Raw genomic sequence first — 14,278 nt, 5'->3', positions numbered from 1 at the left:
CTAGCGCAAAGCTCAGCTCTTGCCGAGCTCGGCGGAGATCTTGCCGAGCTGCTCGAGGCGCTGCTCCAGCGACGGGTGCGTGGAGAAGGCGTTCGCCGCGACCTCGCGGGCCGACAGGGCCGGGGCGAAGTAGAACGCGTTGTACGGCTGCGCCTGGCGCAGGTCCTTGGTCGGGATCGCGGCGATGTCGCCGGTCACCTTGGTCAGCGCGGAGGCCAGCGCCGAGGGGCGGCCGGTCAGCAGCGCGGCCGAGCGGTCGGCGGACAGCTCGCGGTAGCGCGACAGCAGCCGGGTGAGCAGGAAGCTGATCGCGTAGACGACGGCGCTGACGGCGATGACGACCAGGGCCGCGACCGCCGCGTTGTCGTTGTCGCGGTTGTCGCGGTCGTTGAAGCCGCCGAACATGCCGAACTGCAGGCCGACGCGGGTGATGATGCCCGCCAGCACACCGAGGAAGCCGGCGATCGTCATCACCATGACGTCACGGTGGGCGACGTGCGAGAGCTCGTGGGCGAGCACGCCCTCCAGCTCCTCCGGCTCCAGCCGGCGCAGCAGGCCGGTGGTGACGCACACCACGGCGTTCTTCTCGTTGCGGCCCGTCGCGAAGGCGTTCGGCATGTCGGTGTCGGCTACGGCGACGCGCGGCTTCTGCATGTCGGCCAGCGCGCAGAGGCGGTCGATGGTGCCGTGCAGCTCCGGGTACTCCTGCGGGGAGACCTCCCGAGCGCCCATGCTGAACGCGGCGATCTTGTCGCTGAACCAGAACTGGGCCACGAACAGCCCACCTGCGATGATCACCACGATCGGCCATGCCCCGCGCAGCAGCACCAGCAGCACGCCGACGAAGGCCACGAACAGCAGGCCGATCATGAACATCGTGATCAGCATGCGCGTGGTCAGCCCGCGGTCCGGCGCGAAACGAGTCCTGGACATGAGGTCCCTCCTGGGCGGTGAACTGCCGATGCAATTCTGCCGTGCCGCCTTCGGTATGTGGTACGTCTGACGAGGTCCAGACGTTCCGGTCGCGGACCGTCGCGCTTACACTGACAGCTGACGGAGGCTGGCACTCGAATGTCCAGAGTGCCAGAGCCGAGGTAGGGACGGGATCAAGGTCCGGCTGGAGGTGCGTGCCCGTGCGTGAGGAGCGTCAGCTCGACGAGCGCAAGCTCGCGGTGCTCCGCGCCATCGTGCAGGACTACGTGGGCACGGAGGAGCCCGTCGGATCCAAGGCACTGGTCGAGCGGCACAACCTCGGCGTCTCGTCGGCGACCGTGCGCAACGACATGGCCGTGCTCGAGGACGAGGGGTTCATCCACCAGCCGCACACCAGTGCGGGCCGGGTGCCCACGGACAAGGGCTACCGCCTCTTCGTCGACCGGTTGACCGAGGTCAAGCCGCTTTCGGTGGCCGAGCGCCGGGCGATCACCAACTTCCTGGACCACGCCGTCGACCTCGACGACGTGGTGGCCCGCACGGTCCGGCTGCTCGCGCAGCTGACCCGTCAGGTCGCGGTCGTCCAGTACCCGTCGCTGACCCGGTCCACGGTCCGGCACGTCGAGCTGGTCGCGCTGAGCACCACCCGGGTCATGCTGGTGCTGATCACCGACACCGGCCGGGTCGAGCAGCGCCTGGTGGACTGCCCACAGCCGGTCGGCGAGGCGATGCTCCAGGATCTGCGCACCCGCCTCAACGCGGGCGCGGGCGGACGCCGCTTCGCGGAGGTGCCGCGGCTGCTGCAGGATCTCCCCGAAAGTTTCACACCCGCGGACCGCCCCGCCGTGTCGACGGTGCTGTCCACGCTCTTCGAGGCGCTGGTGGAGCAGACCGAGGAGCGCGTCGTCCTCGGTGGCACCGCCAACCTGACCCGGTTCCCGCACGACTTCCCGCTCACCATCGCCCCCGTGCTGGAGGCGCTGGAGGAGCAGGTGGTACTGCTTCGGCTGCTGGGTGAGACCGCGGATCCGGGCGTGATGGTCAGAATCGGTCACGAGAACGCCTACGAGGGCCTCAATTCCACCTCCGTCGTCTCGGTGGGCTACGGTTCGGGCGACGAGACCGTCGCCAAACTCGGCGTGGTCGGACCGACTCGCATGGACTATCCGGGAACCATGGCCGCCGTCCGGGCGGTTGCCCGGTATGTCGGCCAGATCCTGGCGGCGTCCTAGGCGGCGACGACGCGACGACCGACCCAGAGCAGGGACCGACGACAGCGGCCCGACGACCGGCACGAGCCTCAGACGGAACTAGCGGAGCATTTTGGTGGCCACGGACTACTACGCGGTACTCGGCGTCCGACGGGACGCGAGTCAGGACGAGATCAAGAAGGCTTTCCGCCGTCTGGCGCGCGAGCTGCACCCTGACGTCAACCCGGACCCGAAGACGCAGGAGCGGTTCAAGGAGATCAACGCCGCGTACGAGGTCCTCTCCGACCCGAACAAGCGGCAGGTCTACGACCTCGGCGGCGACCCGCTCTCCGCGTCCGGCACGGGCGCCGGCGCGGGCGGCTTCGGTCAGGGCGCGGGCTTCGGCTTCAGCGACATCATGGACGCGTTCTTCGGCGCGGCCGGCGGCCAGCGGGGCCCGCGTTCGCGGACCCGGCGCGGCCAGGACGCCATGATCCGGATCGACATCGATCTGGAGGAGGCGGCCTTCGGCACGACCAAGGAGATCCAGGTCGACACCGCCGTCCGCTGCAACACCTGCAACGGCGAGGGCGCGGCCCCCGGAACCTCCGCGCAGACCTGCGACATGTGTCGCGGCCGCGGTGAGATCTCCCAGGTCACCCGTTCCTTCCTGGGCCAGGTCATGACCTCGCGCCCCTGCCCCCAGTGCCAGGGCTTCGGCACGGTCGTGCCGACCCCCTGCCCCGAGTGCGCCGGCGACGGCCGCGTCCGCGCCCGCCGCACGCTGACGGTCAAGATCCCGGCCGGTGTCGACACCGGCACGCGGATCCAGCTGGCCGGCGAGGGCGAGATCGGCCCCGGCGGCGGCCAGCCCGGCGATCTGTACGTCGAGATCTCCGAGAACCCTCACAAGATCTTCCAGCGGCGCGGCGACGACCTGCACTGTACGGTCACCCTGCCGATGACGGCGGCGTCGCTCGGCACGAAGGTCCCGTTGGAGACGCTGGACGGCGCGGCGGAGATCGACATCCGTCCGGGCACGCAGTCCGGCCAGTCCATCCCGCTGCACGGGCGCGGCATCACGCACCTGCGCGGCGGGGGCCGCGGCGACCTCATCGTCCACGTCGAGGTCCTCACCCCGAGCAAGCTGGACGCGGAGCAGGAGAACCTGCTGCGCCAGCTGGCCAAGCTCCGCGGCGAGGAGCGCCCGTCGGGGCAGTTCGCCCCGGGCCAGCAGGGGCTGTTCTCCCGCCTGAAGGACGCGTTCAACGGTCGGTAGTCGCACCTGGCCAGGGGCGCGGGGAACTGCGCGACAAGCCACTGAGGTGGTGGGTCGCCGAACGCGCAGGGCCATCCGCATAGGGTGGTTCCCGCGCGGTTCCCCGCGCCCCCGGTTGTCTTCGTCCGAAAGCTGAGCGCACACCGTGACCGCACCCGTGTTCCTTCTCCCCGCTGACCGTCTCGTGACCGCGCGGGTCGGGGGGACGGTGCGTCTGGACGGCGCGGAGGGCCGGCACGCCGTCTCCGTCAAGCGCCTCAACCCCGGTGAGGAGGTCGTCCTCACCGACGGGGAGGGGGCCGGGCTGCGGGGGACCGTCGCTGCCGTCGAGGGCAAGGACGTCCTCGACGTCACCGTCGCCGAGCTGCTCGCGGAGCCCGAGCCGGACCTGCGGATCGTCGTGGTGCAGGCGCTGCCCAAGGGCGACCGCGGGGAGTTGGCCGTAGAGCTGATGACCGAGGTCGGGGTGGACGAGATCGTCCCCTGGCAGGCGTCCCGCTGCATCACGCAGTGGAAGGGCGAACGCGGGGAGAAGGCCCTCGCGAAGTGGCGCGCGACCGCGCGCGAGGCGGGGAAGCAGTCGCGACGCCTGCGGTTCCCGGTGGTCCACGCGCCGATGGGCACTCGACAGGTCGGCACCCTGCTCGCCTCGGCGACCGTCCCGGGTGTCCTGCACGAGGAGGGCACGGTCCACCTCGCCTCCGCGGACCTGCCGTCGTCCGGCTCCGTCGTCCTCGTCGTCGGCCCGGAGGGCGGCGTGTCGCCGGACGAGATGGACGCCTTCACCACGGCCGGCGCCGGCGCGTACCTCCTCGGGCCGTCCGTTCTGCGCACCTCCACCGCGGGCGTCGCGGCAGCCGCCCTGCTGCTCGGCCGCAGCGGCCGCTGGGGTTAGGGCCGTCTTGTGGATCATGCCGGGCCCGACCTGATCCACAAGACAGGCCCTGGCACCCGGTCCGTCCTGGTTCAACCACGGAAAAACACCTCGAATCTCGGAGGCCCGCTCGGTAGCGTGCGCGCGTGACAGAGACCCAGACGCGCACCCAGCAGCAGACACCCGGTATCGACGGCTACTTCCGGCACCCCGACATCCACGGCGACCTGGTCGCCTTCGTCGCCGAGGACGACGTGTGGGTCGCCCCCGTCGCCGGCGGCCGGCCCTGGCGGGTGAGCGCCGACCATGTGCCCGTGAGCGGGGTCCGGTTCTCACCGGACGGGACGATGCTGGCGTGGGCGTCGACGCGGGACGGCGAGCCCGAGGTGCACGTCGCGCCGGTCGACGGCGGGCCCGCGCGGCGACTGACGTACTGGGGGAACGCGTACACCGCCGTCCTCGGCTGGACCGGGGACGGCGACGTCATCGCCGCGAGCGCCCAGGGCCGGCGGTCCCGGGCGCAGGTGTGGGCGCACGCGGTGCCGCTGGACGGCGGGCCCGCGCGGACCCTGCCGTTCGGGCGGCTGGGCAACCTCGCACTGCAGCCGGACGGGGACGGCGTGCTGCTCAGCTCCTCCGGCGGGCGTGAGGCCGCGCACTGGAAGCGCTATCGCGGCGGCCGCGCCGGCAAGCTCTGGATCGGCGTCGAGGGCGGCGAGTTCACCCGCCTCCACGCCGCTCTCGACGGCAACCTCGAATCGCCGCTGTGGGTGGGCGAGCGGGTCGCGTTCCTCTCCGACCACGACGGCGTCGGACGCCTGTGGTCCAGCCTTCCCGACGGTTCCGACCTGCGCGCCCACGGCCGGCACGACTTCTACGCCCGCAACGCCGCGACCGACGGCGAGCGCGTCGTCTACCACGCGGGCGGGGACCTGTGGCTGCTGGACTCGCTCGCCGAGGGCGCTTCGCCGCGTCGGCTGGAGATCCGCCTCGGCGGGCCGCGCAGCGGCCGCCGGCCGTTCGCGGTCGAGGCCGGAGCCCACCTCGGCCAGGTCGCCGTGGACGGGGACGGGCGGTCCAGCGTCGTCGAGGTGCGCGGCACCCTGCATCGGGTCACCCACCGTGACGGTCCGGTGCGGGAGTTGGCGGCGACGCCCGGCGTCCGGCACCGGCTGCCGGTCGCGCTGCCGGACGGCGCCGCGGTGTGGGTGACGGACGCCGAGGGCGACGACGCCCTGGAGTTCTCCGACGGCCGCCGCGTGCTGGCCGGTCGCCTGGGCCGCGTCGAGGAGCTGGCGGCCTCGCCCGACGGGCGCCTGCTCGCGGTCGCCGACCGGGTCGGACGGGTCCTGCTGGTCGCGACGGACGCCCCCGGGGGCGGCACGCCGCGCGAGCTGGACCGCAGCGAGCACGCCCAGGCGACGGGCCTGGCCTTCTCGCCCGACTCCCGCTGGCTCGCCTGGTCGCACTCGCTGAGCGTGGAGGAGACCATCAGTCAGATCCGGCTGGCCCGCATCGACACCGGCGAGGTCGTGGAGGCGACCCCGGCGCGGTTCCGCGACTGGTCGCCCGCCTTCACCGCCGACGGCCGCCACCTGGCCTTCCTCTCCGCACGCGACTTCGACCCGGTCTACGACGAGCACGCCTTCGACCTGTCGTTCCCCGCCGCGTCCCGTCCCTACCTGCTCACCCTCGCCGCCGAGAGCCTCTCGCCCTTCGGGCCGCTGGCCCAGGGGCGTCCCGTCGGCGGGTCCGGCGAGCGCGAGACCGCCGCGGACGCGGTCCCGGAGACTCCGACGACGGAGGTCGACGCCGAGGGCCTCAGCGCCCGCGTGCTGGCCTTTCCCGTCCCGGCCGGGCGATACGGCCGGCTGCGCGCCGTCAAGGGCGGCGTCGCCTGGCTGCACCACCCGCTGGTCGGCAACCTCGGCCACGGCCGCGCCACCCCCGAGAGCGCACCCGAGCGCAGCGCCCTGGAGTACTACGACCTGACCGCCCGTCGCCTGACGGTGCTCCTCGACGCGCTCGACGACTACGCGGTCTCCGGCGACGGCGGCCGGGTCGTCGTCCGCGACGGCGGCTCGCTGATCGTGCTGCCCGCCGACAGCCGCGTCGAGAAGGATGACAAGGACGACACCCGCGTCGAGGTGGACCTGTCCCGGGTCCGGGTCACCATCGAACCGGCCGACGAGTGGCGGCAGATGTTCGACGAGACCGCCCGCCTGATGCGCGACAACTTCTGGCGGCCCGACCTGGGCGGCATCGACTGGGACGCGGTCCAGGGCCGCTACCGGCCGCTCGTCGAACGCCTGGGCAGCCACGGCGACCTGGTCGACCTGCTCTGGGAGCTCCAGGGCGAGCCCGGCACCTCGCACGCCTACGTCTCCCCGCCCGCGTCCGGCCGCGGCGCCTCGCGCGGCCAGGGCTTCCTGGGCGCGGACCTCGCCCGGGACGACCAGGGCGTGTGGCGGGTGACGAGCGTGCTGCCCGGCGAGTCCTCCGATCCGCAGGCGCGCTCGCCGCTGGCCGCGCCCGGCGTCGCGGTCCGCGCCGGTGACGCGCTGGTGGCCGTGGACGGGCGCCCCGTCGACACCCTCGCCGGCCCCGCGCCGCTGCTCGTCGGAACGGCCGGCAAGCCGGTCGAGCTGACGGTCGCGCCCGCGGACGGAGGTTCCCAGCGCACCGTCGTCGTGGTGCCGCTCGCCGACGAGGCGTCGCTGCGCTACCACGCCTGGGTCGCCGACCGCCGCGCCCACGTCCACACCGCGTCCGGCGGCCGCCTCGGCTACCTGCACGTGCCGGACATGGTCAGCAACGGCTGGGCGCAGCTCCACCGCGATCTGCGGACCGAGATCCGCAACGAGGGCCTGGTGGTGGACGTCCGGGAGAACCGTGGCGGCCACACCTCGCAGCTGGTCATCGAGAAGCTGAACCGCCGCGTCATCGGCTGGGACATGCCCCGCGACAGCGTGCCGGTGACCTACCCCAGCGACGCTCCGCGCGGTCCTCTGGTCGCCGTGACCGACGAGTTCGCCGGCTCCGACGGCGACATCGTCGGCGCGGCGTTCCAGGCCCTGCGCCTCGGCCCGGTGGTCGGGGTCCGCAGCTGGGGCGGGGTGGTCGGCATCGACATGCGCTACGCCCTGGTCGACGGCACCGCGGTCACCCAGCCGCGCTACGCGACCTGGATGGAGGGCTACGGCTTCGACCTGGAGAACCACGGCGTCGACCCGGACGTCGAGGTCGTCTGCCCCCCGCACGCCGCAGCGGCAGGCCGCGACCCCCAACTGGACGAGGCCATCCGCCTGGCGCTCACCGCGCTCGAGTCCCACCCGGCAGCCACTCCGCCCTCGATCCCGAGGCTGTGACCCTCCCGGGGGCGCGAGGCTCTGCCGCATATCGGGCACAGCCCCGCGCCCCTGGATCGTGCGACGGCACCTATGAGGGCATCGGTACGATTCCGTCTTGAGACCCCAAGACTTCAGGAGCGTGTGATGGCCGGCGAGGCCCAGGCGGACTGCGTGTTCTGCAAGATCGTGGCCGGGGAGATCCCCTCCACCAAGGTGCGCGAGACCGAGCACACGCTCGCCTTCCGGGACATCAACCCGCAGATGCCGACGCACGTTCTGGTCGTGCCGAAGGCGCACTACCCCGATGCCGCCTCGCTGGCCGACGCCGATCCGGGGCTCGCGGGGGCGGTGCTGGCCGAGGCCGGGCGGGTCGCGGCGGAGGAGAAGGTCGTCGACAGCGGCTACCGCCTGATCTTCAACACCGGCTCCGGCGCGGGGCAGACGGTCTTCCACGCCCACGTGCACGTGCTCGGCGGCGGCGTCGGGCTGCACGAGAAGCTGGTCTGACCCGCGTGTCCGCGCGCGAGCTGGTCGTGCTCGGCACGGCCAGCCAGGTCCCGACGAGACATCGCAACCACAACGGCTACCTGCTGCGTTGGGACGGCGAGGGCCTGCTCTTCGACCCCGGCGAGGGCACCCAGCGGCAGATGCTGCACGCCGGGGTGAGCGCGCACGACATCACCCGGATCTGCGTCACCCACTTCCACGGCGACCACTGCCTCGGCCTGCCGGGCGTGATCCAGCGGATCAACCTCGACAAGGTGCCCTATCCGGTGCCGGTGCACTACCCGGCGTCGGGCGAGCAGTTCTTCGAACGGCTCCGCCACGCCAGCGCGTTCTTCGAGACGGCCGAACTGCGGCCCGAGCCCGTCTCGGGCGAGGGCGGCCCGCTGAAGGCCACCGGCCGCGAGCGGACTCCCTTCGCGGTCGAGGCGGCGCGCCTCTCGCACCCGGTCGAGTCCTACGGCTACCGCCTCGTCGAGCCGGACGGGCAGCGGCTGCTGCCGCACAAGCTGCGCGAGCGGGGCATCTCCGGCCCGGACGTCGGGCGGCTCCAGCGCGAGGGGCGGCTCGGCGCCACCACGCTCGGCGACGTCAGCGAGACGCGGCGCGGTCAGCGGGCGGCGTTCATCATGGACACCCGGCTGTGCGAGGGCGTCCGCGCCCTCGCCGACGGCGCGGACCTGCTGGTCATCGAGGCCACCTTCCTTGACGCCGACGAGCACCTCGCCGAGGAGCACGGCCACCTGACCGCCGCCCAGGCGGCGCGGGTCGCGGCCGAGGCCGGCGTCCGAACGCTCGTGCTGACGCACTTCTCGCAGCGCTACCCGGACCTCGAGGCCCACCTCACCGAGGCCCGGCTGCACTTCGACGGCGAGATCGTGGTCGCCGCGGACCTGATGCGCGTCCCTGTTCCGCCCCGCCGCTGAAATGAACAGCGGAACAAATCACTGGCGCATCCCCGCTCGCCCGCGCAGCATCGTTGTCCCAGGCCGTATCGTCCGTCGTACCCTTTTCCTATCCGAATCGGTGGGAACCGATGGACCCGACAGATGAAATGGGATGAGGCAGGCCCCAGCGCCGACCTATGACTTCTCAAACGCAGACTCAGACGCCTCAGCCGCAGACCCAAGCGCGCATCGTCATCCCTGAGAAGCACCCGATGGTGACGGTGCTCGGCACCGGGGACTCACTCCTCCGCGTGATCGAGAACGCCTTCCCCTCCGTCGACATCCACGCCCGTGGCAACGAGGTCACCGCGACCGGTGAGCCGCGCGAGACCGCGCTGGTGCAGCGTGTGTTCGACGAGATGCTGCTCGTGCTCCGCACCGGGCAGCCGCTGACCGAGGACACCGTGGAGCGTTCCATCGCGATGCTGCGCAAGGCCGCCGAGGATCCGAACAGCCCCGAGGCGCACGAGAGCCCCTCGTCGGTGTTCACGGCGAACATCCTCTCCAACCGCGGCCGCTCGATCCGTCCCAAGACGCTGAACCAGCAGACCTACGTGGACGCGATCGACCGCCACACCATCGTCTTCGGCATCGGCCCGGCCGGTACCGGCAAGACGTACCTGGCCATGGCCAAGGCCGTGCAGGCGCTGCAGGCCAAGCAGGTCAACCGGATCATCCTGACCCGCCCGGCCGTCGAGGCCGGCGAGCGGCTCGGCTTCCTGCCCGGCACGCTCTACGAGAAGATCGACCCGTACCTGCGCCCGCTCTACGACGCGCTGCACGACATGATCGACCCGGACTCGATCCCGCGCCTGATGGCCGCCGGGACGATCGAGGTGGCCCCCCTCGCCTACATGCGCGGGCGCACCCTCAACGACGCGTTCATCATCCTCGACGAGGCGCAGAACACCAGCGCCGAGCAGATGAAGATGTTCCTGACGCGTCTGGGCTTCAACTCCAAGATCGTGGTCACCGGTGACATCACGCAGATCGACCTGCCCGGCGGCACGATCAGCGGCCTGCGCGTGGTCCAGGACATCCTGGGCGGCGTGGAGGACATCCACTTCTCGCGCCTGACCAGCGCGGACGTGGTGCGGCACAAGCTGGTCAGCCGCATCGTCGACGCCTACAGCCGTTACGACGCGCACACCGCGCACAGCGCCGCCGCCCCGCCGCAGCAGCCCCGGCGCCGCAAGTAGCCCGCACCCCTCTCCACCCGACAACTGATCAGGAAGCCGAGAACCCCACTCGCCATGGCGATCGACATCAACAACGAATCCGGCACGGACGTGGACGAGGAGGCGCTCCTCGACGTCGCGCGCTTCGCGCTGGACCGGATGCGCATCCACCCGCTCTCCGAGCTCTCCGTGATCGTCGTGGACGAGGAGGCCATGGCGGCGCTGCACGTGCAGTGGATGGACGAGCCCGGTCCGACGGATGTGATGTCGTTCCCGATGGACGAGCTGCGGCCCGGCAAGGAGGACGAGGAGCCGCCGCAGGGCCTGCTCGGCGACATCGTGCTGTGCCCGGAGGTCGCGGCCAAGCAGGGCGCGGCCAACGGGCACTCCATGGACGCCGAGCTCCAGCTGCTGACCGTCCACGGCGTCCTGCACGTCCTCGGCTACGACCACGAGGACCCGGAGGAGGAGCGGGAGATGTTCGGGCTGCAGAAGCGCATCCTGGACGACTGGCGCGCCGCCCGCGGCGAGACCGGTCCGTCCCCGGCGCCCACCACCCGTTGAGCGCGTACGAGCCGAAGCCGAAGAAGAGAAAACGCCACAGAGATGAGCGGCAGTAGTACCAGCTTCAGCACCTCCTTCCTCATCGGGGCGGTGCTGCTCGTCATCTGCGCGTGGCTGGCCGCCTGCGCCGAGGCGGGGATCTCGCGCGTCTCGCGCTTCCGCGCCGAGGAGGCGGTGCGCAACGGCAGGCGGGGAGCGGAGCGGCTGCTCGCCCTGGCGAGCGACCCGATCCGCTACCTGAACCTGGCGACGCTGATCCGCGTCACCTGCGAGATGGCCGCGACGGTCATGGTCGCCGTCGTCTGCCTGCGCGACTTCCCGCACACCTGGCAGGCGGTGCTGGTCGCCATCGGCGCGATGGTGCTGGTCTCCTTCGTCGCCGTGGGCGTCTCGCCGCGCACGATCGGCCGCCAGCACCCGCTGAACTCCGCCACCGCCGCCTCCTATCTGCTGCTGCCGCTGGCCCGGGTGATGGGCCCGGTCCCACGGCTGCTGATCCTGCTCGGCAACGCGCTCACCCCCGGCAAGGGCTTCCGCGAGGGCCCCTTCGCCTCGGAGGCGGAGCTGCGCGCCCTGGTCGACCTGGCCGAGAAGGACGACCTGATCGAGGACGACGAGCGCCGCATGGTGCACTCCGTCTTCGAGCTCGGCGACACCATCGTCCGCGAGGTGATGGTGCCCCGGACCGACCTGGTGATGATCGAGCGCACCAAGACCATCCGGCAGGCGCTGACGCTCGCGCTGCGCTCCGGCTTCTCCCGCATCCCCGTGGTCGGCGAGAACGAGGACGACGTCGTCGGCATCGCCTACCTCAAGGACCTGGTCCGGCGCACCCACACCAACCGCGACGCGGAGTCCGAGCCGGTCGGCTCGGTGATGCGCCCCGCGACCTTCGTCCCCGACAGCAAGCCGGCCGCGGACCTGCTGCGCGAGATGCAGCGCGACCGCATCCACGTCGCCGTCGTCATCGACGAGTACGGCGGCACGGCCGGGCTGGTGACCATCGAGGACGTGCTGGAGGAGATCGTCGGCGAGATCACCGACGAGTACGACCGGGAGACTCCGGCCGTCGAACCGCTGCCGGACGGCTCCTACCGGATCACCGCGCGGCTCGCGGTGGAGGAGCTGGGCGAGCTCTTCGGCCTGGAGCTGGAGGACGAGGACGTCGACACCGTCGGCGGCCTGCTGGCCAAGGCGCTGGGCCGGGTCCCGATCCCCGGCAGCGACGCGGAGGTCCCGCTGCCGGACGACGAGGACCTGCCGATCGCCGCGATCCGCCTCACCGCGGAGAGCACGGCCGGCCGCCGCAACCGCATCGGGACGCTGCTGGCGTCCCCGGTCCCGCGCGTCGACCGCCGCGAGGTCCACGAGGCCGAGGAGCCGCACGTCGAGTCGGCGTGACCCTGCCCCGGTGACCTTGGCCTAGGGGTGCATCCGCGCCCCCTTGAGCACCTTGTCGACGACGTTGCGCGGCCCGTACACGGCGAGGCCGACGAGGTCGAGGTCGTCCCGGCCCACCGCGCGGACGGCCGCGCGGTTGTCGGTGTCGTTGCCGGTGACGAACAGGTCGGAGGTGAACACCGCCCGTGGCAGCGCGCGGGCGAGGGCCCGGCCGTGCGCGGCGGTGAGGGTCTCCTTGGAGCCCTCGAAGACCAGCACCGGCTGGCGGAACATCCGCAGGTACGGGGTGTCGTCCGCGTCCGCGTAGGGCTCCCCGATCACCTCGGACGCCTCCGTGCCCAGGCCGCTGACCAGGAACGCGGTCACGTTCAGGCGCTGCCAGGTCTGAAGGTCCTCGCGGAGCAGCACAGCGATCTTGGTGTCGAAGCGGACGGGGGCGTTCTCTTGCTCGCTCATGGTGCGAGACTGCCGCCCGTCCGCCGTCGCGGTCTTGTACGTTCTTTGCATGGCCGCACGCGAGGAGGTCTCCGCGTGGCGCCCACGGGTCCCGGGCGTCACCGAGGTCTTCCACGCCCACTTCACCGAGCACGCCTACCCGACGCACGTCCACGACGTGTGGACGCTGCTGATCGTCGACACCGGCGCGGTCCGCTACGACCTGAACCGGCACGCGTGCGGCACGCTGCACGAGACCGTCTCCCTGCTTCCGCCGCACGTCCCGCACAACGGCTCCCCGGCGACGCCCGAGGGCTTCCGCAAGCGGGTGCTGTACCTGGACGCCTCCGTGCTGGACACCGCCCTGATCGGCGCGGCCGCGGACGCGCCGGACGTCACCGATCTGCTGCTGCGCCGCCGGGTCGGCCAGCTGCACGCGGTGCTGGCGCACCCGGGCGACGAGTTCGAGGCGGAGAGCCGGCTGGCCTTCGTCGGCGAGCGCCTGCGGGCGCACCTGCGGGCGCGGTCGGGGCCGGCCGCTCAGCGGCGGGGCGTGGCGGACCGGCTGCGCGAGCTGCTCGACACGCGCGTGCTGACGGGCGTCACCCTGGCCGAGGCGGCCGAGCTGCTGCACGCCCATCCGACCCACCTGGTCCGGGCGTTCACCACGGCGTTCGGCCTGGCCCCGCACCAGTACCTGACGGCCCGCCGGGTCGAGCGGGCCCGCTCCCTGCTGCTGGACGGCCTGCCGCCCGCCGCGGCGGCCACCGCGGCGGGCTTCTACGACCAGGCGCATCTGGGACGGCACTTCAAGCGCGTCGTGGGAGTCCCTCCGGGGCGCTTCGCCGGCCGCGCCTCCTCCTGACGCCGCTTCGCGGCGGTCAGGCCGAGGGCGACGGTCACGGCCAAAACCGCGACCGCGATCGCGTCCACCGCCAGGCCCAGCCGCACGCCGCTGAGGACGTCGGCGCGGGTGGAGGCCAGCGCCGCGAGGAGCGGGATGCCGACGGTGATGCCGATCTGCTGGGTCGTGGTGGTCAGGCCCGTCGCCTGGCCCTGCTCGTCGTCGGGGAGCCCGGAGGTCGCGGTCACGTTGTAGGAGACCATCGCCGCCATGTGGCCGATGCCGGCCAGGGAGATGACGACCAGGAAGATCCACGTACCGCCGGCGCCCGCACCGACGGCGAGGAGACCGAAGGTCAGCGCCGCCTGGACCAGGAGCCCGCCCGCGAGGACCTTCGCGGAGCCGACGCGCGCGACCCAGCGCGGGGCCAGCGTGCCGGTGACCGCGCAGCTGAGGCCGAGCGCGCCGAAGACCAGCCCGTCGTCGACTCCTGGTGTGCTTCGAGAGCACCCAGCTGCGCATCCCGGACCGGCCGGACCTCACCGTCGTCCTCCACAACGCCGTCCCCGGGACGGACACCATGCGCAAACTGGAGTGGCTCGCCTCCCCGGAGGGCCGCCGTTCCACTCTCCGCCCCGTCTCCGGCTGATCCGTGCGCGCGACCACGCCCTGCGGCTGATCCGTGCAGGGGGGTCGGCCTCCGGCCGGACGGGATGAGCATGGGCGCATCCCTGATCGTCCCCACCGGAGGAGACGCCGATGCCCGCCACCCTCGCCGA

Annotated in this window: 14 protein-coding genes; 11 read left to right on the top strand and 3 right to left on the bottom strand. The window is 72.3% G+C overall.

Annotated features, from left to right (window positions below; all coding sequences use genetic code 11):
• Positions 1-12: 12 nt before the first annotated feature.
• Positions 13-933: a zinc metalloprotease HtpX gene (gene htpX / locus TR48_RS16965; RefSeq protein WP_042367932.1), complete on the bottom strand. Its 921-nt coding sequence runs from the start codon at positions 931-933 to the stop codon at positions 13-15.
• Positions 934-1,133: 200 nt separating this feature from the next.
• On the opposite strand from htpX, the gene hrcA reads away from it, so the two are divergent.
• The 9 genes from hrcA to TR48_RS16920 all read left to right on the top strand — a co-directional run bounded on the left by hrcA (position 1,134) and on the right by TR48_RS16920 (position 12,220).
• A complete protein-coding gene (hrcA, locus tag TR48_RS16960; protein WP_042367930.1) occupies positions 1,134-2,165 on the top strand; it encodes a heat-inducible transcriptional repressor HrcA in 1,032 nt (343 codons plus the stop codon).
• A gap of 94 nt (positions 2,166-2,259) precedes the next feature.
• Positions 2,260-3,402: a molecular chaperone DnaJ gene (dnaJ, locus tag TR48_RS16955; RefSeq protein WP_042367929.1), complete on the top strand. Its 1,143-nt coding sequence runs from the start codon at positions 2,260-2,262 to the stop codon at positions 3,400-3,402.
• A 145-nt stretch (positions 3,403-3,547) separates the two neighbouring features.
• Complete coding sequence (locus tag TR48_RS16950; RefSeq protein ID WP_042367927.1) at positions 3,548-4,297, top strand: 16S rRNA (uracil(1498)-N(3))-methyltransferase; 750 nt, start codon at positions 3,548-3,550, stop codon at positions 4,295-4,297.
• Between the two features lie 125 nt (positions 4,298-4,422).
• Entirely contained in the window at positions 4,423-7,644 is a 3,222-nt protein-coding gene (locus TR48_RS16945) for a S41 family peptidase (protein ID WP_439654473.1), read from the top strand.
• Positions 7,645-7,770: 126 nt separating this feature from the next.
• On the top strand, positions 7,771-8,133 hold the full coding sequence (locus TR48_RS16940) for a histidine triad nucleotide-binding protein (protein ID WP_042367926.1): 363 nt from the start codon (positions 7,771-7,773) through the stop codon (positions 8,131-8,133).
• A gap of 5 nt (positions 8,134-8,138) precedes the next feature.
• Positions 8,139-9,056 (top strand): ribonuclease Z, encoded by a 918-nt coding sequence (locus TR48_RS16935; protein ID WP_042367924.1) that lies wholly within the window; start codon positions 8,139-8,141, stop codon positions 9,054-9,056.
• 158 nt (positions 9,057-9,214) lie between these two features.
• The gene (locus tag TR48_RS16930) at positions 9,215-10,276 is read left to right on the top strand and encodes a PhoH family protein (RefSeq protein ID WP_052442729.1); all 1,062 of its coding nucleotides are present in this window, start codon (positions 9,215-9,217) and stop codon (positions 10,274-10,276) included.
• A 54-nt stretch (positions 10,277-10,330) separates the two neighbouring features.
• Positions 10,331-10,819: an rRNA maturation RNase YbeY gene (gene ybeY / locus TR48_RS16925; RefSeq protein ID WP_042367920.1), complete on the top strand. Its 489-nt coding sequence runs from the start codon at positions 10,331-10,333 to the stop codon at positions 10,817-10,819.
• 42 nt (positions 10,820-10,861) lie between these two features.
• Positions 10,862-12,220, top strand: coding sequence for a hemolysin family protein (locus TR48_RS16920; protein ID WP_042367918.1), 1,359 nt, complete (start codon positions 10,862-10,864; stop codon positions 12,218-12,220).
• A gap of 21 nt (positions 12,221-12,241) precedes the next feature.
• Here TR48_RS16920 and TR48_RS16915 read toward each other — a convergent pair whose 3' ends face one another.
• A complete protein-coding gene (locus TR48_RS16915; protein WP_236652179.1) occupies positions 12,242-12,676 on the bottom strand; it encodes a DUF2000 domain-containing protein in 435 nt (144 codons plus the stop codon).
• Between the two features lie 49 nt (positions 12,677-12,725).
• Between TR48_RS16915 and TR48_RS16910 the strand changes: the two genes are divergently transcribed.
• Positions 12,726-13,520, top strand: coding sequence for a helix-turn-helix domain-containing protein (locus TR48_RS16910; RefSeq protein ID WP_042367915.1), 795 nt, complete (start codon positions 12,726-12,728; stop codon positions 13,518-13,520).
• Here TR48_RS16910 and TR48_RS43290 read toward each other — a convergent pair.
• Entirely contained in the window at positions 13,436-13,930 is a 495-nt protein-coding gene (locus TR48_RS43290; RefSeq protein WP_236652186.1) for an MFS transporter, read from the bottom strand. The two genes, TR48_RS16910 and TR48_RS43290, sit on opposite strands and share 85 nt — an antisense overlap.
• A 62-nt stretch (positions 13,931-13,992) precedes the next feature.
• On the opposite strand from TR48_RS43290, the gene TR48_RS43285 reads away from it, so the two are divergent.
• On the top strand, positions 13,993-14,148 hold the full coding sequence (locus TR48_RS43285; RefSeq protein ID WP_161789846.1) for a hypothetical protein: 156 nt from the start codon (positions 13,993-13,995) through the stop codon (positions 14,146-14,148).
• Positions 14,149-14,278 lie beyond the last annotated feature (130 nt).

The sequence above is a fragment of the Streptacidiphilus neutrinimicus genome (assembly GCF_000787815.1).
Classification (GTDB): Bacteria; Actinomycetota; Actinomycetes; order Streptomycetales; family Streptomycetaceae; genus Streptacidiphilus; species Streptacidiphilus neutrinimicus.
This window is presented reverse-complemented; position numbering and strand designations above follow the sequence as displayed.